The organism is Mucilaginibacter kameinonensis (assembly GCF_003675385.1).
Taxonomy (GTDB): Bacteria; Bacteroidota; Bacteroidia; order Sphingobacteriales; family Sphingobacteriaceae; genus Mucilaginibacter; species Mucilaginibacter kameinonensis.
Genome location: NZ_RCWZ01000003.1, coordinates 923256 through 949489 on the forward strand (window position 1 = coordinate 923256; position 26234 = coordinate 949489).

The window sequence follows — 26234 nt, forward strand, 5'->3', positions numbered from 1 at the left end:
AATAAACATAAAACAACATGAAAAAATTCATCCTCATAACAACAGTAGTGCTTAGCGCAGGTGCATTATCATCAACTACAAGCAAAAACGAAAGCAAAGAAAAATTTGTGATTGCACCGGTAAACTCATTAACAACCGGCTTTAAAAGAGATTTAGGCAGCGCCGACTGATAAAACAAGAAACAACATACAACAGAGATAATCAACCAAAAAAATATTTAAGTACCCCCACACATTTAAAACATCATGAAAAATTTAACACTGATAGCAACTTTAGCATTAAGCACCATATTATCAACCGCTACTATAGCAAATGCCGCCAACGGCCCTCAACCAAAACGTGATTTAGGCTCTGCCGATGCCCGTGGCCCTCAACCAAAAAGAGATTTAGGTTCTGCTGATTTTGCTCGCGGTCCTCAGCCAAAACGTGACTTAGGTTCTGCTGATTTTGCTCGTGGTCCCCAGCCAAAAAGAGATTTAGGCTCTGCTGATTTCGCTCAGTCTGGCCCTGGTCCAAAAAGAGATTTAGGTTCTGCTGATTTTGCTCAGTCTGGTCCTGGCCCAAAAAGAGATTTAGGTTCTGCTGATTTTGCTCAGTCTGGTCCTGGTCCAAAAAGAGATTTAGGTTCTGCTGATTTTGCTCAATCTGGTCCTGGCCCAAAAAGAGATTTAGGTTCTGCTGATTTCGCTCAGTCTGGTCCTGGTCCGAAAAGAGATTTAGGTTCTGCTGATTTCGCTCAGTCTGGTCCTGGTCCAAAAAGAGATTTAGGTTCTGCTGATTTCGCTCAGTCTGGTCCTGGTCCAAAAAGAGATTTAGGTTCTGCTGATTTCGCTCAGTCTGGTCCTGGTCCAAAAAGAGATTTAGGTTCTGCTGATTTCGCTCAGTCTGGTCCTGGTCCAAAAAGAGATTTAGGTTCTGCTGATTTCGCTCAGTCTGGTCCTGGTCCAAAAAGAGATTTAGGTTCTGCTGATTTCGCTCAGTCTGGTCCTGGCCCAAAAAGAGATTTAGGTTCTGCTGATTTTGCTTTCGGTCCTCAGCCAAAAAGAGATTTAGGTTCTGCTGATTTTGCTTTCGGTCCTCAGCCAAAAAGAGATTTAGGTTCTGCTGACTTTGCTTTCGGCCCTCAACCAAAACGTGATTTAGGTTCTGCTGACTTCGCTTTCGGTCCTCAACCAAAACGTGATTTAGGTTCTGCTGATTTCGCTTTCGGTCCTCAGCCAAAAAGAGATTTAGGTTCTGCTGACTTCGCTTTCGGTCCTCAGCCAAAAAGAGATTTAGGTTCTGCTGATTTCGCTTTCGGTCCTCAACCAAAAAGAGATTTAGGTTCTGCTGATTTCGCTTTCGGTCCTCAACCAAAAAGAGATTTAGGTTCTGCTGATTTCGCTTTCGGTCCTCAACCAAAAAGAGATTTAGGTTCTGCTGATTTCGCTTTCGGTCCTCAACCAAAACGTGACTTGGGTTCTGCTGACTTTGCTCAATCTGGTCCTGGCCCAAAAAGAGATTTAGGTTCTGCTGATTTCATGGCATAATCGCCCTCTTCAACCATAATACAATTCATCATAAAAAGTTAACAACATGAAAAAATTCATCATAGCAGCAGCGGTTTTAATAGCAACAGGGCTTACCGCAGTTTCGTTAACTCATAAAGAAGCTAAACAAGAGGTAGTTAAAATAAAAATCGAGAAACCAGGATTTTCAACCAATGCTGCCAACGCCCCTAAAAAGGATTTAGGATCTGCAGATTGATAATAACCTAAAAAGATATTTGCCAGTCATCCATAAGGATTTTGTTAAAACTTTCATCCTTTTAATGACTCAATGACCTAATGACTACAATGACCTAATTAGCTATATTTGCTGCAAACCATAATATTATGCAGCACATAAAGCAATATGTTGAGCAAAACAAACAGCGTTTACTTGATGAGTTATTTGACCTGTTACGTTTAGCATCGGTTAGTGCCGACCCAAAATACAAACCAGAAGTACTAAAAACTGCCGATTATGTGGCAGCGAGGCTCCGCGATGCAGGAGCAGATAATGTTGAAATTTGCCAAACCGCCGGGTACCCCATTGTATACGGCGAAAAGATCATAGATACCTCAAAGCCTACCGTGCTGGTTTACGGTCACTATGATGTACAACCACCCGATCCGCTGGAATTATGGAAAACCCCTCCATTTGAACCAACTGTTAGGGATGGTAAAATATATGCCCGTGGCGCCTGCGATGACAAAGGCCAGTTTTACATGCATGTTAAAGCTTTTGAGCTGATGATGCAAACCAACACACTTCCCTGCAATATCAAATTTATGATTGAGGGCGAAGAAGAAGTTGGATCCTCAAACCTGGGCATCTTTGTAAAAGCCAATAAGGAGAAACTGAAAGCCGACGTTGTACTGATCTCCGATACCTCGATGATCAGCATGGAGCACCCTTCGCTCGAAACCGGCTTACGCGGCCTGTCTTATCTTGAAGTTGAAGTAACCGGACCTAACCGTGATCTGCATTCGGGCGTTTACGGTGGCGCGGTAGCAAACCCGATTACCATCCTGGCACAAATGATTGCCACACTTCACGACGAAAATAATCATATTACCATTCCCGGCTTTTATAATGATGTGGTTCCGCTTACCGAAGCAGAACGCGCCGCACTGAACAGCGCCCCATACGATGAAGCCGAATACAAAAAAGACCTTGATGTTGCCGAACTTTGGGGCGAAAAAGGCTACAGCACTTTTGAGCGTACAGGCACCCGCCCTACCCTTGAGCTGAATGGCATTTGGGGTGGTTATATCGGCGAAGGCGCCAAAACGGTTTTACCTTCAAAAGCCAACGCTAAAATCTCTATGCGCTTGGTACCCAACCAAACGTCAGAAGCTATAACTAAACTTTTTACCGATCACTTTTTAAGCATCGCGCCTCCTTACGTTAAAGTTAAGGTAACGCCTCATCATGGCGGCGAACCTGCGGTAACCCCTACCGATAGTGTAGCCTACCGTGCAGCACAAAAAGCCATTGCCGAATCGTTTGGTAAAGAGCCTATCCCAACCCGTGGTGGCGGCAGTATTCCTATTGTGGCTTTGTTTGAAGCCGAGCTTGGTTTAAAAACGGTATTAATGGGTTTCGGGCTTGATAGCGATGCGCTGCATTCGCCTAATGAGAAATATGATATTTACAATTATTATAAAGGCATCGAAACCATTCCGTTGTTTCACAAATATTTTGCTGATTTATCGGAATAATGCCGTGAAGCCTTAATTTTCAAGTTAACCGTGGTTATTTTTTGATTTGCGTAAAACAAATAATAAATTTATGATATTATCTAATCATACAAAATCAAACAACCATGGCAACTAAAGAATTGGACAAAGAAAAGACCGATGCATCAAAGCCGTTGCGCGATCACAAACCACTTAAACAGGAAAAAAACACCACCGCTAAAACTTTAAGCGATAGTAAATGGAAACGAAAGCCCCTGTTATAAGATATTTATAACATCCAACGAGCCGGCAAGTAAAAACTTACCGGCTCGTTTTTTAATATCACACACGTATCCGCATTTCAATCATCCGCTTTTCAAAACCTACCTTTTCATAGGCTTTGATGGCACCAGTATTATCATTATAAACCTCAAGCCTGATTTCGGCAAGCCCCTGTTCAACTACCCATTTCTTAAGCCCTTCAATAATTGCCTGGTTTATCCCTTTACCGCGATGTGCGGGAGACACGTACATAAAACCCAGGTAAGCGTATTTTTCAAAATCATAATAACTATCTGGGTTCTTTTTGATGCGCGCATATCCGCTGCCAGCTACCGCCCCGTCAATTTCTGCAACCAAAACTTCTACTTCGGACGAGGATATGAATGCTTTCAGATCGTAATAACTAATAGGATCCGGTTTGAGTGTACTGTCAAACGGGCGTTCGGTGCTTATAATTCCCTGTTCAAACTGAAGCAAAATAGGCAGGTCTTCAATAGTAGCTTTTCTGATTAGCATTGGTTAAATAGTAAATCGTTCACAATCGGTCAGGAAGGCTTCGTCGGCATCAGCCCCAATACCCGGAGCATCATCAATAGTTAAATGATAGCCATCGTATATGGCCCCGCCAACACATGGGTCAACCAGGTGGCCCAATTTGCAGGTATCCATATCATAAAAACGGATATTGGGACAGGCGTATACAAAATGCAGTTTAGCACTCAAGGCAATGCGGCTTTCCAGCATACCTCCCATCATGCAGGGAATACCGTATGAGGCAGCGACATCATGAATCCTTTTAGCCTCATAAATACCGCCCGATTTAGCCATTTTTATATTAATATAATGACATGCCCCGGCATTGATCTGTTTGCGGGCATCATGATGGTTATATACGCTTTCATCGGCCATGATCTTAACCGGCGATAATTGCATCAATTCGGGAAGCCTATCGTCATACCAGGTACGCATTGGCTGCTCACAAAACTCTATATCATATTGTCCGATGGATTGCAGTGCAAAAACAGCTTCGTTAAAATTCCAGCCCTGGTTGGCATCAATGCGGATCCTCATGGCCGGGCCAACCGCCTCCCGGATCTGTTGAATGCGTTCTACATCCTCAATAACATTTTTACCAAGCTTCACTTTTAAAATATTAGCACCCGAAGCTTTAAAATCCAGTGCTTTTAAAGCCATGGTATGATGTCCGGCTATGCCTATAGTAATATCAGATTCAACGGTGCGTTTCTCGCCTCCTAAAAACTGGTACAAAGGCATGTCTGCATTTTTTGCCGCTATATCAAACAGCGCGTTATCAAAAGCACTTTTTATGGTGGTATTGCCGGCGGTGAAGCTGTGCAGCTCCTGAAGCCGGGCTTCAATATCAAGAGCGTCTTTACCTTTCCATAACCGGGCAAACTCGCGTGCCATTACCAGGCAGGTATCCTGCGTTTCGCCGACAATCATCGGGAAGGCGGAGCATTCGCCAACGCCGTAAAAGCCTGCATCGGTATGTATACGGATAAAAACATTTTGGGCATGCGCCAAGGTTCCTGTGGCAATAGTGAACGGCTCCATGGGAATACTGAAGCGATATATATCTATATGTGTGATGGTAATTTGCTGATTTTCCAAATCGTAGATGTTTAAAAGCTAAAATAAAACAAATAATTGCAACAATTAACCAACGTAATTTGCGTATTATAAGTATTAGTTTATATTTGCATTACTTCAATACAAGTAACAATTCAATTTTAGCCTCTTTTGCCCTTCCAATCAGGGAAATTTGTCTGGCTAACTTTCAAATCTTCATAAAAAATTATTAACATGGCTAAAGAAAACACGCCTGCAAATTTTGATTATAACTCAACCAGGAATAAATTAATCCTGTCTGAATATGGCCGCAACGTACAAAATATGGTTAAATATATTGTAGCGCTGCCAACCAAAGAAGAACGTAACCGCTACGCACAGGTAGTTATTGACCTGATGGGTTTCCTTAACCCTCACCTGCGCGATGTGGCCGATTTTAAACACAAACTTTGGGACCACCTGCACATCATTTCTGATTATCAGATTGATGTGGATTCGCCGTATCCAAAGCCATCGCCAGAGGCCGTGCATATTAAACCTGCGCCGTTAAACTATCCTAATCAGCGTATTAAATATAAACACTATGGCAAAACCATTGAGCTGATGATTGAAAAGGCTAAAGCGATTGAAGAACCTGATCGTAAGCGCCACATGATACAGGCCATTGCCAATTTCATGAAAATGGCCTATGTACAATGGAACAAAGATTCGGTAAGTGACGAAAGTATCCTGTCTGATTTGTACGCTTTATCAGGCGGCACATTGAAACTGGAAGATAACGTTAATCTTAACCGTGTTGATTTCCGTCCTAACAACTTTCAGCAAAACAGCAATAATAACAACAATCGCGGTCGCAACAACAACCAAAACAATCAAAATCGTGGTGGCGGCAGCGGCGGCAGGCAAAACAACAACCAAAACCGTAACAACAACCAAAACAACCGTAACCGTAACAACAACGGAGGTTCAAAAAAATATTAATTCGGGGGCATTCCCGCATAATTAAAAAAAACGCGTCATTGCGAGGTACGAAGCAATCACCAATCAGCAGGTATACCCTGTATAGTTCGTGACTGTTTGGTACCCTACAGCAATGGCGTTTTTGTATTATAGCATTAGCGATAAATCCCCAAGCCGTTTATTTTATCTGCATTAATTTTCTAATCTTTGCCCCAATAAATTATTTGGCAAAACCGATCATAGCTTTGATAGTTTATCATTGGTGATCTTATCAATTATCCGAAACTCCGCATGACTAACGCATTTGTAATAAATGGCGGCAAACCGCTAAAAGGTGAAATAACCCCGCAGGGTGCAAAAAACGAAGCTTTACAGGTTATATCTGCCGTATTGCTTACCGAAGAAAAAGTAACCATCAGCAATATTCCTGATATTAAGGATGTAAACAAACTGATAGAACTGCTTGGCGATATGGGCGTTATTGTTGAGCGTATCAACGAGCATACTTATACCTTCGAAGCTAAAGATATTAACCAGGACTTTTTCCTGTCTGAGGCGTTTAAATCAAAAGGTGGTGGCCTACGTGGTTCTATCATGATAGTTGGCCCGCTGCTGGCCCGTTTTGGCAAAGCATCTATCCCTAAACCGGGTGGCGATAAAATTGGTCGCCGCAGGTTGGATACCCACTTCCTGGGTTTTGAGAAACTTGGCGCTCAATTTAATTATAACCCCGAAAATGGTTTCTTTAATGTAGATGCCTCCAATCTTCACGGTACTTACATCCTGCTGGATGAGGCTTCGGTAACCGGAACGGCCAACGTGGTAATGGCCGCGGTATTGGCCAAAGGTACTACTACCATTTATAACGCCGCCTGCGAACCTTACTTGCAGCAGCTTTGTAAAATGCTGAGCCGTATGGGTGCTAAGATCAGCGGTATTGGTTCAAACCTGTTAACTATTGAGGGTGTTGAAAAGCTGGGCGGTACCGAGCACCGTTTATTGCCCGATATGATCGAGATTGGTTCGTTCATTGGTTTGGCTGCCATGACCGGTTCTGAGATCACCATTAAAGATGTTCAGTACAAAGAGCTGGGCATGATCCCTGATGTTTTTAAACGTTTAGGTATTAAGCTGGAGCTTAGGGGCGATGATATCTTTATTCCGGCCCAGGAACATTACGAAATTGAAACTTTTATTGACGGCAGTATAATGACCATTGCCGACGCGCCATGGCCGGGCTTCACGCCCGACTTATTGAGCATTGTGCTGGTTGTTGCTATCCAGGCAAAAGGCTCGGTACTGATTCACCAGAAAATGTTTGAAAGCCGTTTATTCTTCGTGGATAAACTGTTGGATATGGGTGCCCAGATCATCCTTTGCGATCCGCACCGTGCAACCGTAATTGGTTTAGATAACCAGGTTAAATTACGTGGTATTTCCATGACCTCGCCTGATATCCGTGCCGGTGTTTCATTATTGATCGCTGCCCTTTCAGCACAAGGTCAATCAACTATTTACAATATTGAACAAATTGAACGCGGCTATCAGCACATTGATACCAGGCTTAAAGCTTTAGGCGCTGATATAACACGTATTTAAGCTTTTAAGGTTAAAGGCAAAAGGTCAAAGGTTAAAGGTAGCTACATAGCGTGGCATCCTTTAACCTTTTTCTTTTAAAAACCTTTCGCCTTTAACCTTTTGCCTTTCGCCTCAAAATATTACCTTTAAAAAACCATTATATAAACAATGCCTTACAAAAACCGGAAATCTACCTACGTTTATTTTGTACTGATATTTGTATTTATTAAAGTAGTTCTTAACCTTTTCGCTATATCGCATTTCGGTTTTCATCGTGATGAATTTCTGCACCTTGTATTGGCCGATCATTTGGATTGGGGATACAAGGAAGTGCCACCATTTATCGCCATCCTGGCAAAAATCTCTATCACTTGTTTTGGCAACTCAGTTTTTGCCGCCAGGCTGTTCCCTACCCTGTTTGGCGGGCTCATTGTTTTACTTACGGGCCTTATAGTTATTGAATTTGGTGGAAAAAAGTTTGCTATAACCCTTGCGTGTTTGTCGCTCATTTTTGCACCTGCTTTTGCAGCAAGCGAATATCTTTTCCAACCAGTGGTTTTTGATCAATTTTGGTGGGTGATAACTGTTTGGCTGCTGGTAAAATACCTTAACACTACCGATGTAAGGTACCTATACTGGCTCGGGGCAGCTGTTGGTCTTGGTATTCTTACTAAATATACAATGCTGTTTTTTACAGCGTCACTGCTTATTGGCATCCTAATCAGTAAACAACGCAAATTACTGTTTAACAAGCACATTCTTGGCGCTGCCGCGATAACAGTAATTATTGTACTACCCAACCTCATCTGGCAAATAAATCACCACATGCCGGTTTTTACGCATATGAAGGCCCTGCGTGAACAGCAACTTGATTATATTACCCCAACCGACTTTATTAAACAGCAATTATTGGTCAACGGCGTTGCATTGTTTATATGGCTTAACGGACTTGCTTTCCTGATATTCTCGTTCAGGCTGCGTAATTTTCAGTTCATGGCATTGGCTTATGCACTCATCTTCTTTTTTTTACTGATGATGGATGGCAAAAGCTATTACATATTTGGCGCCTACCCTATGCTGTTTGCCGCAGGGGCTTTCGGTTTTGAGCGTTTATTAAAAACAAATGGCTATGTTTTGCGTACCGCCCTAATCGTGTTGTTTACACTGCCCAATGCTTTATTGTTGCCTATTTTACTACCAATATTACCGATGGATCAAACCCTGGCGTTTTTTCGCTTTGCGGATAAGCACCTGCCGCCCGTTCGTTTTTCAATGACCTGGGAAGATGGTAAAAAGCATGCCACCACTCAGGATTACGCCGATATGCTGGGCTGGGATGATATGGCTGCATTGGTGGATAAAGCCTACAAGAGCCTCAGTCCTGACGATCAGAAGCAGACCTTGGTTTATGCCGACAACTACGGTGAAGCCGGCGCCATACACCACTACCGCAAGCAATACGGCTATCCCAATGTAATATCGCTGAACAGCAGCTTTACTCTTTGGGCACCCGATAGTCTTAAATGCAAATACCTGATCTACATAGATGACGGCGGCGGCAAAAACATTAAAGAATTTGTAGCCGGCAATATGATAGGTAGCTTTACTAAAGTAGGCGAAGTAAGTAATCCGCTCGCCCGCGAAAAAGGAACAGCTGTGTTTATCATCACACCAAATTACCGCTTAAATCAACGGTATAGCCCAGAATTGGCGAAGAAGAGATTGGAGTAATTTCTGAGGCGAAAGGCAAAAGGTTAAAGGCGAAAGGCTTATTTATCATTTATAATGCGTTAGCCTAATAACCCTGCCATCCTTCGCCGAAAGCACTATTAAAAAACAACCACCAAGCATTTTCTCAGGCAAAGTCCCGTTCAAAATCCAATAACCATTTACAAAATAAACTTCGTAGGGTCTTTCGTTAATTATTTGCTCTTTTCCGTAAATTTTAAATAAAATGGCTTCGGCAATGGCTACAGCCGTTTGCTTATCACTGATAACTTTATCAACATTTACCTGTTTGTCTTTTTTATTTGTTAATGCTTCTTTAAGTTCATCCCTGGCCACTTTAGGCCCAAGCAAAGTGCGTTTTTGCGAATGCCCAAAAAAGGGTAGCAGAATTAGAAATGCAAAAGTTAAATATTTCATTATCTAAATATAAAAAAGGTGCCATACACATCGCACAGCACCTTTCAGCTTTAACCTTTCACCTCAAATCAGGCGGAGATCGCGTTTATAATATCATACTGGGTAATGATTTCAATTTTACCTTCCCCGTCTTCAACCAGCACGGCAATGTTATCTTTATTGATCATAGCCGAGATCCTGTCTATCGACGTATTGAGGTCGACAAAAGGGAATGGCGCGGTTGTAATATTCTTGATGGGCTGTGACTTGATCGATGGATTTTCGATCAGCGAATCAAGGATATCGCTTTCTGTGATCTTACCTATAACCATGCCTTTTTGCGTAACCGGAATCTGCGAGATATTAAGCGATTTGATGGTATTGATAGCTTCCAATACGCTCTTTTCGCAATCAATAGTGATAATCTCCTGTACATCTTTTTTGCTGATGATATCGCGGGCGGTTAGTTTCTCGTCTTTCAGGAAACCACGGTCGCGCAGCCAGTCGTCATTGTACATTTTACCGAGGTAGCGGGTGCCATGGTCAGGGAAAATGATCACTACTACATCACCTTCTTTAAATTTATCCTTCATTTGCAGCAAGCCTGCCACAGCCGAACCGGTAGAGTTACCGGAGAAGATTCCTTCCTTACGGGCAATTTCACGGGTCATGAGGGCAGCATCTTTATCGGTCACTTTTTCAAAATGATCAATCAGGCTAAAATCAACGTTTTGTGGCAAAAAGTCTTCGCCAATACCTTCGGTGATATACGGATAGATCTCGTTTTTATCGAAAACGCCTGTTTCTTTATATTTTTTGAATACCGAGCCGTAAGTATCGATCCCCAAAACCTGAATGGCTGGGTTCTTTTCCTTCAGATAACGTGCAATGCCGGATATGGTACCGCCCGTGCCAACACCTGCAATAAGGTGTGTGATCTTACCCTCGGTTTGCTCCCAAATCTCCGGACCAGTTGATTCATAATGCGCCTGCGAGTTGCTCAGGTTATCATACTGGTTAGGTTTCCATGAGTTAGGTACTTCCCGCTCCAGGCGCGATGATACCGAGTAGTATGAACGCGGATCTTCAGGCTCTACGTTGGTAGGGCAAACAATTACCTCGGCCCCAAAAGCACGCAAAGCGTCAAACTTTTCTTTTGATTGTTTATCGGTACTGGTAAAAATACATTTGTAACCTTTTATAACCGCAGCTATTGCCAGTCCCATACCGGTATTGCCCGATGTACCTTCAATAATGGTTCCGCCGGGTTTAAGCTTACCGCTTTTTTCGGCGTCTTCAATCATTTTAAGGGCCATACGGTCCTTAATGGAGTTGCCGGGGTTGGTTGTTTCTATTTTGGCTAAAACAGTAGCAGGAATGTCCTTTGCTACTTTATTCAGTTTTACCAGCGGCGTATTGCCAATGGTATCAAGTATGTTGCTGTACCACATAATTTAAATATCTACTAACCCGATATATATAGCCGGGTTACGCCTCAAAAATAAGTTTCTTAAATGATATTTCTTTTATGGAAAAGTAAATACATCTGCATCTTAAATGCAAACAAACACAAATAAATATAATTAAACCGCTGGCCATTACCACAAAATACACCTAAACATGCAAGCAACACCAAAAAGATCGTTTTTATTTTTCAGCTTCTTAAGTTTTTGCATAACTACCACATTTGCCCAAAATGTGCTAACGCCAAGCCGGCAAAACAGTTTTTATACCTACATATATAAAATAACGGCCGATGATGTGCTAAAATTTTACCGCTACCCGGGTAAAAAACCCGACGAACAGATATTGCGCAACCCCATAGATTCATTTAAAACGAATACCAAATGGGATAATATCCTCCCTCCCGGCAACTACATGCAGGTTGTTGCCAAAAAGAATTTGCTCAGCTATTCCCTTATCGAAAACCATTCGGCTAATTTAAAGTTACTGGATAACCGCTATGACCTGCGCTTTATTTTGCTTGATAATGAAGGCAAAACCATCAACAATGCTTCGGTACAAAGCAACAATCATACAATTGCTTATGATACAAAGGCCGGTTTGTACATAGCCAATGCCTCAAAAAAAGGCACTATTTTAAAAGTAGACTATGCGGGCGTTACCAATTACTACAATATAAAAAAGCAGGAAAAATCATCTTACTATCGTTACGATCAATATCGTGGTATGAGTTTTTTCAAGGCCACCTGGAATCGCTTTAAAAACCTGTTCAAAAAAGGCAATAAGCCCCACTATCGTCCTTTGCCGGGGCATGATTACGAGGGTTTTATGGTATTCAACAAGGCTATTTACAAGCCACGCGATACAGTAAAATTCAAGGCTTTTATCTTAAACAAAAAATCAAAAAAGCCCATCAATGCAGCTCAATTATTGATACGGCTCAGATACCGGAATGATGAAGATGGCAAGATCATTGGCAGGGTAAAAAGTTATCGTGACGGAGCTTATGAATATAGTTTCGCACTGACGGATAGCCTTGATCTTTCGCTTGATAGAGATTATACCATATCACTTGAAGACCCTTCAAGCGAAAAATATAAGCTTGACGATTATAAAGGAGATGACGATGAGGGCTTTTTAGCCAAACGCAAGGTTTATATGACCGGCGAATTTAAATACGAGGAATATGAACTTAAATCGATAACGTTTAGCACCAGGGTTGATAAAGAAGAACACGGCCCTGGAAACCCTGCAACCCTATACCTTAAAGCTGTTGACGAAAATAACCTGCCTGTTTCCGATGGCCGGGTTAATATCACGCTTTATACCCGCAACACAGGTACACACCACCAGAATTACACTTTTGTGCCGGATCAACTCTGGACACACCAACTACAGCTCGACGCTATTGGTGAAACCAAACTCATTATTCCCGATTCTATTTTTCCGAAAGCTGATGTTACCTATTATATCAATTCCGAATTTCTGAACAGCAACAACGAGCGTCAATCGGCCGATAATAACATGAGTTACCGGTATAGCCGCTTTAGCGTTACCGCTAAATTAAGCGGTGATACATTGGTGAGCGAGGCATTTGACAATGGTGAGCCCATCAAAACGATGGCTACTATCAGCACGCTGAATCCCCGCTATGATACCATATCTAAGATCAGGGTAATGCTGCCCTCCAAAACTATCATTAACCCTTATGCTGATAACTACAACATCGAGACAGACAGCGCTTATGCCGACCTCTACCTTAAAAACAATAATGCCGGGATTTCGCTTTCGGGCTATCGCACTGCCGACTCATTATTTGTAAAAGTTGAAAACCCGCGGCACCTGCATTTCTGGTATTCGGTATTTGGTGGTAACAGGTTGATAGATGCCGGTCAGGCCGATAACTTGTTTTACACACGCGCCTACAATGACCAAAACATGGTGAATTTTCAGGTGCATTATATATGGGCAGGTGAAAGCAGAACCGAGGCTACCGACGTTGTATACCGCGATAAACTCCTGACCATTAATGTACGCCAGCCTGTATCTGTTTATCCCGGGCAACAGGCTAAAACAGACATTGTAGTTACCGATGCAAAAGGCCAGCCTGTAGCCAATGCCGATTTAACAGCATGGTCAATGACCAGTAAGTTTACTAATTACAGAACGCCCTATGTACCCTATCTGGGCAAAGATTTTACCTATCGCAAGCAAAAAGCGGCCTTTGAGGCCAACGGAGTTAATATCATTGGTACGCTGCAGCTCAACTGGAAACGCTGGAGCAAAGAAATGGGATTGGACAGCATTGCCTATTACCAGTTTACGCATCCTGATAAAATTTACCGGGTTGAAGAAGATACTAAAGACTCGCTTACACAAGTAGCACCATTTGTGGTTAAAAACGGCGATGTGTTACCTGTTCATATTCTTTACATTGATAACCGGCCGGTTTATTTTGACCAGACACGGCAGCTTAAACGCTACAGCTTCGCGGTATCGCCGGGCAAACATTTGTTCAGATTCAGGACCAGCCATCAAAACGTTTGGGTAGATACAATTGATGTACCGAAATCGAAGAAGCTAATCTTCAGCATTAATGCAGACAGTGCGAAATTCACAAAAGTTTCTGATACGCTGAGCACTTATGAGTGCGACCTGATTAACCGCTATCTGATTACGGTTATCAATAATTTTGGCTGGAAAATGGCCCTGCTAACCCAAAGCGAAAAGGTATTCATGATCAACGCGGATCCAGGCCAGTACAATAGTGTACTTGTAGGCCCATTAGCCGAAAACTTTGCTAACCTGGAAGTTAAAGGCGGTGAATCAAGATATTTTGCCACCGAACCGGGTTATTCATTTCAATTTGACCCAGGCCTTATCAAGCAAAAAAGTATCGCGACCGCTTATCCCTTCAACCCTGTGCTATCATCTTATCAGGGCACTGCCGATGATTATACCCAGGAGGTGCTTACCCGCCCCGATGCCGAAAACGTTTGGCAGCAATACCTTGATCTGCGCAGCAATACCCAGGCGCTTTTTAATAATCCTACCATAAGCGGCGAGATAGGCAAGCTCAGCATGAATATCACTCAACCGGAAAATAAAAAGCTCCTGATCAAAAATGTCATCATTTATAAATATGATGATCCGGACTTTATTATGATCTACCCAGGCAATATCACTTATGTGTCTGCCCTTAACGCAGGCAGGTACAGGGTTTTGTTTTTACTTAAAGGCGATTGCTATGACATTAAAGAAAACGTAATCATAAAAACCGGCGGAACCAATTTTTACAATTTTACAGTATTACCTGTGCATGCTAAAGATTCGGTTGGTACCAGGATCGGTAACATCATCAATAACCGCACCGGGGTTTATACCTACGGCGACCGGGATATAGAAAACGACGCGCTGAAAATCAAAGAAGCTTTTAATGAAAAATACCTGGATTCCGGCAGCTTTGGCGATTTCATGAGTGGCATAATTTCAGGCAATGACAATCAGCCTGCGGCCGGTGTAAGTGTAAGGGTTAGAGGTGCATCAACCGGCACATTTACAGATGCCAATGGGCGGTTCAAAATAAAAGTCCCCCAAACAGGCAGACTCATCATAAGCTATATAGGCTATGAAACAATACAGCAGCCCATACATCCTAACGAAGTTATCAGGGTTACCTTAACATCAAGCTCCAAGCTTCTCCAGGAAGTTGTAGTTGTTGGCTACGGTACTGAGAGGAGAAGCGCGATGACAGGCTCAGTTAATACAGTAACAACATTAGAGGGCAGGGCGGCAGGTTTAACTGTAGGTAACGGAAATAATATTATGATCAGAGGTGTATCGTCATCGCCATCGGCACCGCCCCTCGTAGTTGTCGATGGCGAAATTGTTGCTTCGCTGTCTGATGTAAATAAAGATGATATCGCAGAAATAAGCATACTGAAAGAGGCGGCCGCTACGGCAATATACGGCGCCCGCGCTGCCAACGGCGTTATTGTGATCAAAACCAAAGCTAAACCCGGTTTGGCCGGAGGCCAAAAGACTGATACTACGAAAGCCGGCGGAACATCAACCCTGCGCAAAAACTTTTCTGATTATGCATACTGGCAACCGAAACTAACTACCGATGAACACGGCAAAGCCAGCTTCATGGTTACTTACCCCGATGATATCACCAACTGGCGGACGTTTATTATCGGCATAAACGGTAACAAGCAAACCGGTTTTACCGAAAGCAATATCAAATCCTATAAACCTTTAATCGCTAACTTCATCGCGCCGCAGTTTGCCGTAGCCGGCGATGAAATGAACCTGATAGGTAAAGTGATGAACTATAATACCAACACCGCAAAGCTTACCCGTGTTTTTAAATACAATGGCCAAACGTTAAAACAGGACGAATTAGAGATTAAAAACTCTAAAATAGACACCCTGGGCATTACGGCAACCTCCACAGATAGCCTCACTTTTGAATACACTATTAAACGCGACAACGGCTATTTTGACGGCGAACAACGCAAAATTCCTGTAATGCCACAGGGCGTTAAAGAAACAAAAGGAATTTTTGAAGCCCTCGACCGCGACACAACAGTAAGCCTTAAGTTCGATCCGGCTTTGGGCCCCATAACTTTCCGCGCCGAAGCCTCGGCACTACCCGTGCTTGCAGAAGAAACCCGGAAATTGCGGGAATACAAGTACCTGTGCAATGAGCAACTCGCTTCCAAACTGAAAGGGCTGCTCATGGAGCGCCGCATCAAAAAGTTCATGGGCGAAGATTTCAAGTATGAAAAGAATATAAGAGAGGTAATAAAAAAAATGCAGGAAAACCGCAGGAGCAACGGCACCTGGGGTTGGTGGAAAGATAGTAACGAAGAGCTTTGGATAAGCCTTCATGCAATTGAGGCCCTTGTCAATGCTCAAAAAGAGGGTTTTGTTGTTGAACTGGATAAACAAAAATTAACCGACTACCTCGTTTACCAGCTGGAAAGCTATAAAGACAGGGATAAAATACTCTGTTTGCAATTGCTTCATAAACTGGAGGCAAAAGTTGATTACCAGAAGTATGTAGCAATCATCGAGAAAAAGCAGGCTAAAGCTCGCGAACCGTTTGGCGGTGGCTTATTAGTTTATGATAAATTAAGGCTGATGTTATTACGCCAGGAATCGGGCTTAGCTATAAAAATGGACAGCCTGCTCAAACCAAGCAAGCGCACCATGTTTGGCAATATGTATTGGGGTGAGGATGATTACCGTTTTTTTGATAACTCGATACAGTTAAGCATATTGGCCTACCATATTATTAAAAACGAAGGTAGCCACCCTGAATTACTGAGCAAAATACGAGGCTACTTTCTTGAACAACGCCGTCGTGGCGACTGGCGCAATACTTATGAATCGGCACTGATCCTGGAAACCATCCTACCCGACCTCCTGATCGAAAATAAACAGGTTAAGCCGTCACAGATTACGTTGAATAGCAGCGATACAAAAACAATCAGCAAGTTCCCCTACTCAGCTACTTTAACTGATAGGCAGATTAGTATTAATAAAACCGGCAGCTTGCCTGTTTACATTACCGGCTACCAACAATTCTGGAACAGCAAACCCGAAAAGGTTAGTAAAGATTTTACAGTAGATACCTGGTTTGAGCACAAAGAAAAAGCAATTACCACCTTAAAAGGCGGTGAAGCTGTGTTATTAAAAGCAGAAGTGACGGTACGCGGTGATGCTGATTTTGTGATGGTAGAAATCCCGATACCCGCCGGATGCTCATACGAAAGCAAGGAGCAATCGTGGCAAAACAACGAGGTACACCGCGAATATTTTAAAGAGAAGGTAAGTATATTTTGCCGTTCCCTTAAACAGGGCAAATATACATTCACCGTTAACCTCATCCCCCGTTACAACGGTAAATACACCTTAAACCCGGCGAAAGCCGAGATGATGTATTTCCCGGTATTTTACGGCAGAGAGGGGATGAAACAGGTGGTCATTGATTAGAACCTTGATTTTCCTGATTTAAGGATTTCTTGATATCATTTATCAGGTAATCCTTAAATCCTAAAAATCATGGTTCCTTAGAATTTCAAATGCTTAACCGTTAACCCGTTATTGATCAACTGCTTTAACGATTCGATACCGATGTGCAGGTGTGTTTCAACAAATTGCTCGGTTACAGACGAATCACTTTCGGCGGTTTTTACACCTTCAGGGATCATTGGTTGGTCTGACACTAACAATAATGCGCCTGTAGGGATTTTGTTGGCAAAACCTGTGGTGAAAATTGTTGCGGTTTCCATATCAACAGCCATGGCGCGCAGATCTTTCAAATACTTTTTAAAGTTTTTGTCATGCTCCCAAACGCGGCGGTTAGTGGTGTAGCATGTACCAGTCCAGTAATCACGTGAGTAATCACGAATGGTAGTCGAGATGGCTTTTTGCAGCGCGAATGACGGCAATGCAGGCACTTCTGGTGGTAAATAGTCATTTGATGTACCTTCGCCACGAATGGCCGCTATTGGCAATATCAGGTCGCCTACGTTGTTCTTCTTTTTAAGGCCACCGCATTTACCTAAAAATATCACGGCTTTAGGGTGAATAGCAGTAAGCAGATCCATCACAGTAGCTGCAACCGAACTGCCCATACCAAAGTTAATAATAGTAATACCATTGGCTGTAACGCTTTGCATTGGCTTTTCAAGCCCCATAATAGGCGCGTTATCATTCCACTGCGAAAACAGCTGGATATACTTTGAAAAATTGGTAAGGATAATATACTCGCCAAATGCTTCAAGCGGCCTGCCGGTGTAACGTGGCAGCCAGTTAGCTACAATTGCTTCTTTTGTTTTGAGGCCCGATTTAATGGGGGTGTGTACCTCTTTTACTTTTGGGATGTTGTCTCCATCCTTTTTTACATCTAATTCTTCGTTCATATGATTTCTTTTTATACAGCAAACCCCGGTATAGGAACCAGGGCGCGCTTTATTTTTTAATAAATATAAGTGTTTACTTATATACTGTGCGTTAAGCTACTTTTAACTTTTTCAGATCAGATTTTTCAAACTTCTCGTGTGCGTAGTCCAATGTTACATTCAGGCGTTTCACATCTTTTTTAGATGGGAACTCGAACATGGCATCAATCATAATAGCTTCACAAATTGAGCGTAAGCCCCTTGCACCAAGTTTAAATTCCATTGCTTTATCAACAATAAAATCAAGCACTTCATCTTCAAAGTCGAGCTTTACACCTTCATATTCAAACAGTTTTTTGTACTGTTTCAATAATGAATTTTTAGGTTCGGTAAGGATATTGTGCAACGCTTCCCTGTCCAGTGGATTAAGGTAAGTAAGCACCGGCAAACGACCAATCAACTCAGGGATCAAACCAAATGATTTCAGATCCTGAGGAGTGATATACTTGTAGAAGTTTTTGGTGTCGATATCTCCTTCGTCGCGTTTAAGTTTGTAACCAACCGTTTGGGTACGTAAACGGTTCGCGATTTTCCTTTCAATACCATCAAATGCGCCACCGCAAATGAAAAGAATATTGCTGGTATTTACCGTGATCATTTTCTGATCAGGGTGTTTACGACCGCCCTGAGGTGGTACGTTAACCATAGTACCTTCCAATATCTTTAACAAGGCTTGTTGTACACCTTCGCCGGATACATCGCGGGTTATAGAAGCGTTATCACTTTTACGGGCAATTTTATCAACCTCATCAATGTAAACGATACCTTTTTCGGCAAGGGTTACATCATAATCGGCAGATTGAAGCAGGCGGGTCAGGATACTCTCAACGTCCTCCCCTACATAACCGGCTTCGGTTAGTACGGTGGCGTCGCAAATACAAAACGGAACATTTAGTACTTTGGCAAGTGTTTTGGCCAACAGGGTTTTACCTGTACCGGTTTCACCAACCATGATGATGTTTGATTTTTCAATCTCAACTTCATCTTTATCAACACGCTGGTTTAAGCGCTTGTAATGATTATATACAGCTACAGAAAGTATCTTTTTGGCATCATCCTGACCAATAACATATTGATCAAGGTGGGCCTTCATTTCTGATGGCTTAAGCAAGGCCGGCGCCAGAGGCGATGACTTCACTTTACGTACCTTCAACTCTTCAGCCAATATTTCATTGGCCTGGTTCACACACTTATCGCAAATGTGTGCATCAAGTCCTGCTATTAACATCAGGGAATCCTGTTTACCGGCACCGCAAAATGAACACCTGATCTCCTTGCTGTTTTTATTCATCTGATTCGTCTTCTTACTCAAAGTTAAATAATTAGTGTCAGAAAACAAAGTCTACAACCATAAGTACCAAGCCTTAAGCCTGAAGTCAATTTTTTTTCTGACTTCAAACTTAAGACTTAGAACTGAAGGTTTAAAAAATTATTTTCCTTTGTTACCTTTTAAAATCTCATCAACCATACCAAATTCTTTGGCTTCTTCGGCAATCATCCAGTAGTCACGGTCAGATGCATCCCAAACTTTTTGGTAAGGTGCACCGCTATGATCAGCAATGATCTGGTACAACTCTTTTTTCAATTTGGTGATCTCCTGGTAGGTGATCTCAATATCTGATTGCTGACCTTGCGCACCGCCTGATGGCTGGTGAATCATCACCCTTGCATGCGGAAGCGCTGCCCTTTTTCCTTCGGTACCGGCTACTAACAATACTGCAGCCATGGAAGCGGCCATACCTGTACAGATGGTAGCCACGTCATTTGATATAAACTGCATGGTATCATAAATACCTAAACCTGCATAAACCGAGCCACCTGGCGAGTTAATGTAGATCTGGATATCGCGTTTAGCATCAGCCGACTGCAAGAAAAGCAATTGAGCCTGGATAATGTTTGCGATATTATCATAAATAGCATCGCCCAGGAAAATGATACGGTCCATCATCAAACGTGAAAACACGTCCATGGCCTGTACATTAAGCTGGCGTTCTTCAAGAATGTAAGGGGTCATGCCGGTTGGTACGGTAGTGATACCGCCTGTTGGCATATTACCTCTTTCAACACCTGCAATATATTTGTCTACATAAAGGCTGTTAATGCGGTGATGCTTAACAGCATATTTTCTGAATTCGTTTTTATCGATATTACTGTTCATGGTTTTTGTTTGTTGTTCGTTAGGAAATGCGGGCGTCTTACCCGCGATAAATATAGTTTTTAGTTGAATAGATTTTTTGCAAGATAGTTTTTATTAAGTAATTTTTTAATGAGAGCGCAGTGACTAAACCGGATTTTTTTAGTCAAAAACTAAGAGTTGAGGTTGCGGCAAAATGTTGGTAACAACACCAACGTTGAGCGACAAGATAGCAAAAGCAGCCATCTCCAACCCGTCATTGCGAGGCACGAAGCAATCCCAAACTTTACAGGGCGACTTGCTTATGCATTCTGCTAATCGGGGATTACTTCGTACCTCGCAATGACGCTGGGTTCAGGATTAGGTAAAAACACCAAAAGCAACCTTGTGAGTTGCTTTTGGTGAATATATTATAAAACCTACCCTAACAAGGGCGATTCAAAATTGCTTACTGAGCTGCGGTAACCAATGCACTGAAATCAGTGTAAAGGATATCCTGCTTATCTAAAGTGATCACATTTTTGATATAGTCAAATACCTTTAATGCTTTTACCTCTTCAAATATTTTGTTAGCGTTGTCTTTATTTTGCAGGTACTGAACAGTGTACTGACCTAACTGATCTTCAGGGATCGGGGTTGGGCTGTACATCCTGAACTGTTGATCTAAACGGATCTTAGCTAATTCAAACACATCTTCGTATTTAATTTCGATAGTGTTATCAGTAATGATCTTGTTTTCGATCAAAGTCCATTTCAGGTTTTGAGCAAAATCATTGTAACCACCTTCTAATTCCTCGTCGCTTAACTTTTCGTTAGTTGCTTTTAACCAACGTTTCAGGAATTCATCTGGAAGTGCAAAATCAACTTTAGCGATAGCTAATTTGTACATATCGTCCTGCAATTTGCGGTCAGAATCCTGTACCATCATGCTTTCAAGCTCTTCAGTAATTTTAGTCCTGAATTCCTCTTCGGTAGTTACTGTACCTTCACCAAATAATTTGTCAAAGAACTCCTGGTTAAGATCGCTTTCTTCTAAACGGTTAACGTTTTTAACAGTTAACTGGAAGTCGCCTCTTAAATCAGCTGCGTCATCCTCTTCAATTTTTAATAAACCTGCAATTTTTGCTGCATCGTTATCAAAAGCTTTACGGATATCAAACGTAACAACGTCGCCTTTTTTCAAACCGATCAATGAAGCTTTGATAGCCTCATCTTTGATCTGATCTAAACGTACAGACGCTGTATTGGTAATTCCATCCTCAAAAACACTACCATCAGCAGAAAGTTGAACCAAATCGCTGTAAAGAACGTCATCGTCTGCCGATACGTCAGGATTTGTCATTTTGCCATAGCTACGACGGATATTTTTGATACGTGAAGCCAATGTTTCGTCATCAATTTTGATAACGTATTGCGTTAATTTATCTGCTGATGAAAAGTCGATGCTGAACTCAGGAGCTAAGCCTAATTCATAGCTAAACTCAAAGTTATCGGCAAAATCCCAGTTGTATTCTTTGTTATCATCAAGAGCGGGAAGCGGTTGACCTAATACGGCCAGTTTTTGCTCGTCGATGTAGTTATTTAAAGTATCTTGTAACAGGTTGTTGATCTCGTCAACAAGGATGCTTTTGCCGTACATTTTTTTGATGTGCGCTGCAGGCACCATGCCCGGGCGGAAACCAGGAAGTTTTGCTTTTTTAGCATTTTCCTTTATAGCTTTTTCAACACGTGGCTGATAATCTTCAGGGTTGATGTTAATTTTAACAACTGCGCTCAGGTCATTAATTTTTTCCTGTGTAATATTCATCTTTTACCGGGTATTTAATTTAATCCTTTGAAATATAGCCTAAAACCTAATTGGTGCTATACAAAATTCGAGGCGCAAAAGTATGAATTTATTTTTAATTTGCTGTTGATTTTATATTGTTTTCGAGGAAAATGAAACTGCTTTTAAACAAATTATTTGCAGGGATCCGCATAATAATGGCGTATAATTTGTCTGAACCTGAATTAAAGGAATTTTTAGAATTGATCGAAAATCAGCTTCAAACAGTCGCCAGGCATTCTGGTAAATTCTTTAATTCAATAAATTCAAGTTCAGACAATATTATGGGCGTTCCCGTCAGCCGACGGGCCGGACTTTGCGCTACAAGTCCTCGCCTTCCCAGCCCACCATCCCAACCCTCGCTGTGGGCTTTACGCTTCAATCCCTAACGCGGCCAGCACCTCTGCCATAAAAACGGCAGTTTAAACCAAACTAACCTCTGATCTCCAATCTCCAACCTCTAATTCCTATTTCTTTCAAATTTCACTACGTGGTTGCTAATGGGCTTTATTGTTTTTAAATAAGCGTAAATCGCTTCCAGATCGGATGTTTTCATACCCGCGTATTTCCACCAGGGCATAATGGTTTGAAAATCGCCCGGTTTTACCGGTGTTGGCTGTACTTTTCCGTTGGCGTATTGAGTGAAACTGCTAACAAACTGCTCCTTTGTCCAGTTGCCTATGCCGGTTTCCTTGTCGGGCGTAATATTAGCGGAAAACACTTTGCTGCCTCCCGGCACAATATAACCCTGCCCACCGGCAAAAGCCATAGCCTCGTTCAACTTACCTTTATCGGCTTGCGTATGACATTCTTTACAGGCCGCGGCATTGAGCAAATACGCCCCATATTTAATGGTATCTGCCGGATTAGGAATATTGCTCAAGGCTGCCTTTTGCGGCATGGTGTGTACAATGATATTGAGCGGAAAATCGAGCTGATGGCCCGGATAATTTTTCCCGGTAGGTTTTAAGGTACGCAGGTAAGCGATTATAGCATAAAGATCTTCCCTATCCATCTTCGCGTAGTATGGCCAGGGCATTATCGGGAATATAGCCGAGCCGTCTTTTTTAACTCCCGTAGTCATCGCCCTGAAAATCTCTCCATCCGTCCAGTTGCTTAAATTTAAAGGGGTAATATTGGGCGAATACACCGTACCCGGGAACCCCGCAGAGGCATCAAACTTTTCGCCTCCGGAACCTAAAATAGCCGAGTCGGCGGGAGCGGCAAATGTGCTCCAGTTACGGGCCGAATGGCAATCCATACACAGGGTAACGTTGTTGGCAAGATACTTACCGCGGGCAATGCGCTGCGGTGTAGCGTCAACTTTAATGGCTTCGGGTCGGCCCACGTTGGGCAGGGCCAGCGTAATGTACGATACGCCGGCAATGGCAATCAGGACAAGTACTATAACTGCATAGGCTGTCCATTTTAAAAACTTTTTCATTTTTAATTAGTGATAGGAGGTTAATAAATCAAAGGGGCCGCGAATTAGTTAGATCCCGGCCCCTTTGTTATACTTTACTTTTTATAAGGTCGATCAGTCAACTTTTTTGATAGATGAAGCTCCCGATTTATCGTTATTAACGGTAGATGGAGAACCTTTATATTGAATTTCGGATGCGCCGCTGGTATGCACGTTAAGGGTTTTAAGTACGTTGATCTTGCAATGGCCAATACCAGAAGTTTCGATATCGTAATCGCCCACAACAAAATCAAATGCCTCAATTTTACCGGCACCACTCAAGTCAATTTTATGCGATGCAGCCTGGCCTGTAAGCCTAACTTCAGTAGCGCCGCTACCCTCAGTTGATACATTGGCCGCGTTAATATCAAGGGTTATCTTGGTAGCGCCTGAAAGATCAAGCTTGAAATCCTTAGCATTCAGCTTACCGTCCGAATTAACTTCAACCGCGCCTGCAGCCTGGATTTCTTCAAGGTTTTTTACGCCAATATTGATCACCATATCTCCGGGATCGCAGAAATTCTTTTTTGATTTGATATGTAACGTGCCGCTTTCAACCGATGTTGAGATGTATTTGATCAGGTTATCGTCGGCTTTAATGTCGATGGTTAATGAGCTGTCCTGTTTCAGGTGAACTTTAAACGCGCCTGAAATTTCAACTTTTTTAAAATCTTCGGCTTTGCGTTTTTCGGTAGTTTGGTTTCCCGAACCGTGTACGCACCTGTAATTACATGATGATAATATGGCTGTAGATATAAATGCGCCTGCTATAGTGAAGGTAGAAAGGTAATTTTTCATAGTTTGGTTGTTATGACGCCGAATGGCGGTTTAGTGTTACATCAAAATTAAAAAAAGCTACCACATTTTAGGTGATAGCTTTTGAATATATGATAGACTTTTGCAAAAGTAAGGGATTAAAGACCTGCAAACTCGTTTTCAACGGTGTATTTAGCAGGAGCGTTTGTTACTTTATCGGTGAAGCTTACTGCGGCAAATGCATTGTTGTTTACAAATGATTCTTTGGTGTGGTTCAGGGTGTAAACATCGGCAGTACCGGTAAACTCGGCTTTAGCTTTGTCATTAACGTTTACGGTAGCAGCGTAAGCTTCAACATTTAATTTAGCAGATGCATTATTGTAAAGGTTAACGTTCAAATCAAGGGCGGCGAGCTTTCCGAATGATTTAACTTCGGCATTATCATAAGCATCGATAGCTTTAAGGTCATTGGCAGTTACCCAAACTACCAGTTTTTCGTTTTTATATGAGGTGATGCGTAAGGTACCGTTGTTGTTTTGCACAAGGGCGCTTTCTGAATAATATTTGTTGTAAACTTTAACATTTTCGTTTTCGCCAGCTGATACATATACTTCAACGTTACCGCGAACTTCGATCTTGTTGATTTTGCTTACGTTGTTTAAAACTACGGCTGCGCCGTTATCTATTTTGGTTGCTGCGTTGGCTGCGGTTGTTACTCCAAGTGCTAAAACTAAAGAGGTTGCGATTGTTAATATTGTAGTTTTCATGATGATTAATATTTTGATTGTCAATTATTTGTGTTTCTATTTCATTTAATACACTCATAAGACGCCCCCATTTTTAAAACGTTACAGGGGTTTCGGGCAAATTAGATGTACAGCAGGTTTTAGTCGGCGAACAGCGGATTTATATCGGTGAAAAGCGGAAGAATTTTAGATTTAAAATGTGCAGATTGTGGATGTGCAGACGGAAGTAGGGATTACAGATGTGCAGATTTCGAATGTGCAGATGTGATTTGTCGATAAAAAACAAAAAGCGCTATTGGGCAATAGCGCTTTATAAGGTAAAAAACAATATCAGTCAGATCAAGATTATCGCTTGCTCAAGTCCTTTAAATATTGGTTCAGCTTTTCGATGTTTTGCTTTAAGCCGTCATCGGCTTTAAATGTTTTTACCACCTGTACAAACTGTTCATGTGATTCAAAAAGCATATGCCAACTCAAAAATGTTTGTTCGCCTTGCTCTTCAAACTCAATGGTAGCAACAAACTTCGGACTGCTCACATGCTCGTACACAATCTTTTTAAGGGGAACAACTTCCTTAAACACACTTTTGTTCTTATAATCGGTACCGTCGGGGCCATGCATCACCAGGTCCCACTCCCCTTCCGGTTCAATTTCCATTTTGCTGATGGTATTGGTAAAGCCGTTAGGCCCCCACCATTGGGCAATATGTTCGGGCTGGGTCCAAACTTCCCATACCAGCTCAACCGGGGCATCTAAGGTTCGTGTTAAGCGCAATTCGCGATCGGTGGTGTTACTTTGATTGTTTTCCATTTCTCTCGTTTTTTAGTTGTACTACATATTTCTCAAGGCTGTCTAATTTACTTTCCCAATGCTGACGGTATTGATCAACCCAGGCCGAGATCTCGCTAAGCTGATCAAGCCGGGCCTCGCAGATCCGGTCGCGCCCCTGCTGTTTCACATTAATCAAACCGCAATCGGCCAGAATCTGGATATGCAAGGATATGGCCTGGCGTGTAACATCAAAGTTTGAGGCTATGGTGTTCACATTGTGGGGCTGGGTGGCAATCATATTAATGATGGCTCTTCGGGTTGGATCGGCAATCGCCTGGTAAACGTCTCTTCTGGCTTTCATAATTAAG

The 26234-nt window shown here is 42.3% G+C and carries 23 protein-coding genes; 10 read left to right on the plus strand and 13 right to left on the minus strand.

Annotated features, from left to right (window positions below; all coding sequences use genetic code 11):
- Positions 1-17 precede the first annotated feature (17 nt).
- From EAH55_RS30965 to EAH55_RS30980, 5 genes are all read left to right on the plus strand, one after another.
- A complete protein-coding gene (locus tag EAH55_RS30965; protein WP_162996919.1) occupies positions 18-170 on the plus strand; it encodes a hypothetical protein in 153 nt (50 codons plus the stop codon).
- Positions 171-245: 75 nt separating this feature from the next.
- Positions 246-1529 carry a hypothetical protein gene (locus tag EAH55_RS30970; RefSeq protein WP_162996920.1) on the plus strand — a complete coding sequence of 428 codons (1284 nt, stop codon included), beginning with the start codon at positions 246-248 and terminating at the stop codon, positions 1527-1529.
- A gap of 46 nt (positions 1530-1575) precedes the next feature.
- Positions 1576-1746 carry a hypothetical protein gene (locus EAH55_RS30975; protein ID WP_162996921.1) on the plus strand — a complete coding sequence of 57 codons (171 nt, stop codon included), beginning with the start codon at positions 1576-1578 and terminating at the stop codon, positions 1744-1746.
- Positions 1747-1874: 128 nt separating this feature from the next.
- Positions 1875-3245 carry a dipeptidase gene (locus EAH55_RS17005; RefSeq protein ID WP_121810688.1) on the plus strand — a complete coding sequence of 457 codons (1371 nt, stop codon included), beginning with the start codon at positions 1875-1877 and terminating at the stop codon, positions 3243-3245.
- 104 nt (positions 3246-3349) lie between these two features.
- A complete protein-coding gene (locus EAH55_RS30980; protein ID WP_162996922.1) occupies positions 3350-3487 on the plus strand; it encodes a hypothetical protein in 138 nt (45 codons plus the stop codon).
- A gap of 58 nt (positions 3488-3545) precedes the next feature.
- On the opposite strand, the gene EAH55_RS17010 is transcribed toward EAH55_RS30980, so the two are convergent.
- Both EAH55_RS17010 and EAH55_RS17015 read right to left on the minus strand, forming a co-directional pair.
- Positions 3546-4001 (minus strand): GNAT family N-acetyltransferase, encoded by a 456-nt coding sequence (locus tag EAH55_RS17010; protein ID WP_121810689.1) that lies wholly within the window; start codon positions 3999-4001, stop codon positions 3546-3548.
- Positions 4002-4004: 3 nt separating this feature from the next.
- Positions 4005-5102: a mandelate racemase/muconate lactonizing enzyme family protein gene (locus EAH55_RS17015; protein ID WP_121810928.1), complete on the minus strand. Its 1098-nt coding sequence runs from the start codon at positions 5100-5102 to the stop codon at positions 4005-4007.
- A gap of 207 nt (positions 5103-5309) precedes the next feature.
- Here EAH55_RS17015 and EAH55_RS17020 point away from each other — a divergent pair, with 207 nt between their 5' ends.
- From EAH55_RS17020 to EAH55_RS17030, 3 genes are all read left to right on the plus strand, one after another.
- Complete coding sequence (locus EAH55_RS17020; RefSeq protein WP_121810690.1) at positions 5310-6056, plus strand: DUF4290 domain-containing protein; 747 nt, start codon at positions 5310-5312, stop codon at positions 6054-6056.
- A 270-nt stretch (positions 6057-6326) separates the two neighbouring features.
- A complete protein-coding gene (murA, locus tag EAH55_RS17025) occupies positions 6327-7634 on the plus strand; it encodes a UDP-N-acetylglucosamine 1-carboxyvinyltransferase (RefSeq protein ID WP_121810691.1) in 1308 nt (435 codons plus the stop codon).
- 147 nt (positions 7635-7781) lie between these two features.
- Positions 7782-9344 carry an ArnT family glycosyltransferase gene (locus tag EAH55_RS17030; RefSeq protein WP_121810692.1) on the plus strand — a complete coding sequence of 521 codons (1563 nt, stop codon included), beginning with the start codon at positions 7782-7784 and terminating at the stop codon, positions 9342-9344.
- 45 nt (positions 9345-9389) lie between these two features.
- On the opposite strand, the gene EAH55_RS17035 is transcribed toward EAH55_RS17030, so the two are convergent.
- Both EAH55_RS17035 and EAH55_RS17040 read right to left on the minus strand, forming a co-directional pair.
- On the minus strand, positions 9390-9758 hold the full coding sequence (locus EAH55_RS17035) for a YbbC/YhhH family protein (protein WP_121810693.1): 369 nt from the start codon (positions 9756-9758) through the stop codon (positions 9390-9392).
- A gap of 68 nt (positions 9759-9826) precedes the next feature.
- Positions 9827-11188 (minus strand): pyridoxal-phosphate dependent enzyme, encoded by a 1362-nt coding sequence (locus EAH55_RS17040; protein WP_121810694.1) that lies wholly within the window; start codon positions 11186-11188, stop codon positions 9827-9829.
- A gap of 169 nt (positions 11189-11357) precedes the next feature.
- Here EAH55_RS17040 and EAH55_RS17045 point away from each other — a divergent pair, with 169 nt between their 5' ends.
- Complete coding sequence (locus EAH55_RS17045) at positions 11358-17201, plus strand: alpha-2-macroglobulin family protein (RefSeq protein ID WP_121810695.1); 5844 nt, start codon at positions 11358-11360, stop codon at positions 17199-17201.
- A gap of 77 nt (positions 17202-17278) precedes the next feature.
- Here the strand turns inward: EAH55_RS17045 and EAH55_RS17050 are convergent, their stop codons facing one another.
- The 4 genes from EAH55_RS17050 to tig all read right to left on the minus strand — a co-directional run bounded on the left by EAH55_RS17050 (position 17279) and on the right by tig (position 22113).
- On the minus strand, positions 17279-18133 hold the full coding sequence (locus EAH55_RS17050) for an AMP nucleosidase (protein ID WP_208644869.1): 855 nt from the start codon (positions 18131-18133) through the stop codon (positions 17279-17281).
- Positions 18134-18224: 91 nt separating this feature from the next.
- Positions 18225-19463, minus strand: coding sequence for an ATP-dependent Clp protease ATP-binding subunit ClpX (gene clpX, locus EAH55_RS17055; RefSeq protein ID WP_112574024.1), 1239 nt, complete (start codon positions 19461-19463; stop codon positions 18225-18227).
- Between the two features lie 138 nt (positions 19464-19601).
- On the minus strand, positions 19602-20330 hold the full coding sequence (locus EAH55_RS17060; RefSeq protein WP_121810696.1) for an ATP-dependent Clp protease proteolytic subunit: 729 nt from the start codon (positions 20328-20330) through the stop codon (positions 19602-19604).
- A gap of 424 nt (positions 20331-20754) precedes the next feature.
- On the minus strand, positions 20755-22113 hold the full coding sequence (gene tig, locus EAH55_RS17065; RefSeq protein ID WP_112574026.1) for a trigger factor: 1359 nt from the start codon (positions 22111-22113) through the stop codon (positions 20755-20757).
- A 131-nt stretch (positions 22114-22244) separates the two neighbouring features.
- Between tig and EAH55_RS30985 the strand changes: the two genes are divergently transcribed.
- Positions 22245-22520: a hypothetical protein gene (locus EAH55_RS30985; RefSeq protein WP_162996923.1), complete on the plus strand. Its 276-nt coding sequence runs from the start codon at positions 22245-22247 to the stop codon at positions 22518-22520.
- Between the two features lie 71 nt (positions 22521-22591).
- Here the strand turns inward: EAH55_RS30985 and EAH55_RS17070 are convergent, their stop codons facing one another.
- The 5 genes from EAH55_RS17070 to EAH55_RS17090 all read right to left on the minus strand — a co-directional run bounded on the left by EAH55_RS17070 (position 22592) and on the right by EAH55_RS17090 (position 26227).
- Positions 22592-23575: a c-type cytochrome gene (locus tag EAH55_RS17070; protein ID WP_121810697.1), complete on the minus strand. Its 984-nt coding sequence runs from the start codon at positions 23573-23575 to the stop codon at positions 22592-22594.
- A gap of 93 nt (positions 23576-23668) precedes the next feature.
- Entirely contained in the window at positions 23669-24391 is a 723-nt protein-coding gene (locus tag EAH55_RS17075) for a head GIN domain-containing protein (protein ID WP_121810698.1), read from the minus strand.
- A gap of 116 nt (positions 24392-24507) precedes the next feature.
- Entirely contained in the window at positions 24508-25116 is a 609-nt protein-coding gene (locus EAH55_RS17080) for a GIN domain-containing protein (RefSeq protein WP_112574029.1), read from the minus strand.
- A 324-nt stretch (positions 25117-25440) separates the two neighbouring features.
- Positions 25441-25905, minus strand: a complete 465-nt coding sequence (locus EAH55_RS17085) for an SRPBCC family protein (protein WP_121810699.1) — start codon at positions 25903-25905, stop codon at positions 25441-25443.
- Entirely contained in the window at positions 25886-26227 is a 342-nt protein-coding gene (locus tag EAH55_RS17090; protein ID WP_121810930.1) for an ArsR/SmtB family transcription factor, read from the minus strand. The genes EAH55_RS17085 and EAH55_RS17090 overlap by 20 nt, the downstream gene beginning before the upstream one ends.
- Positions 26228-26234 lie beyond the last annotated feature (7 nt).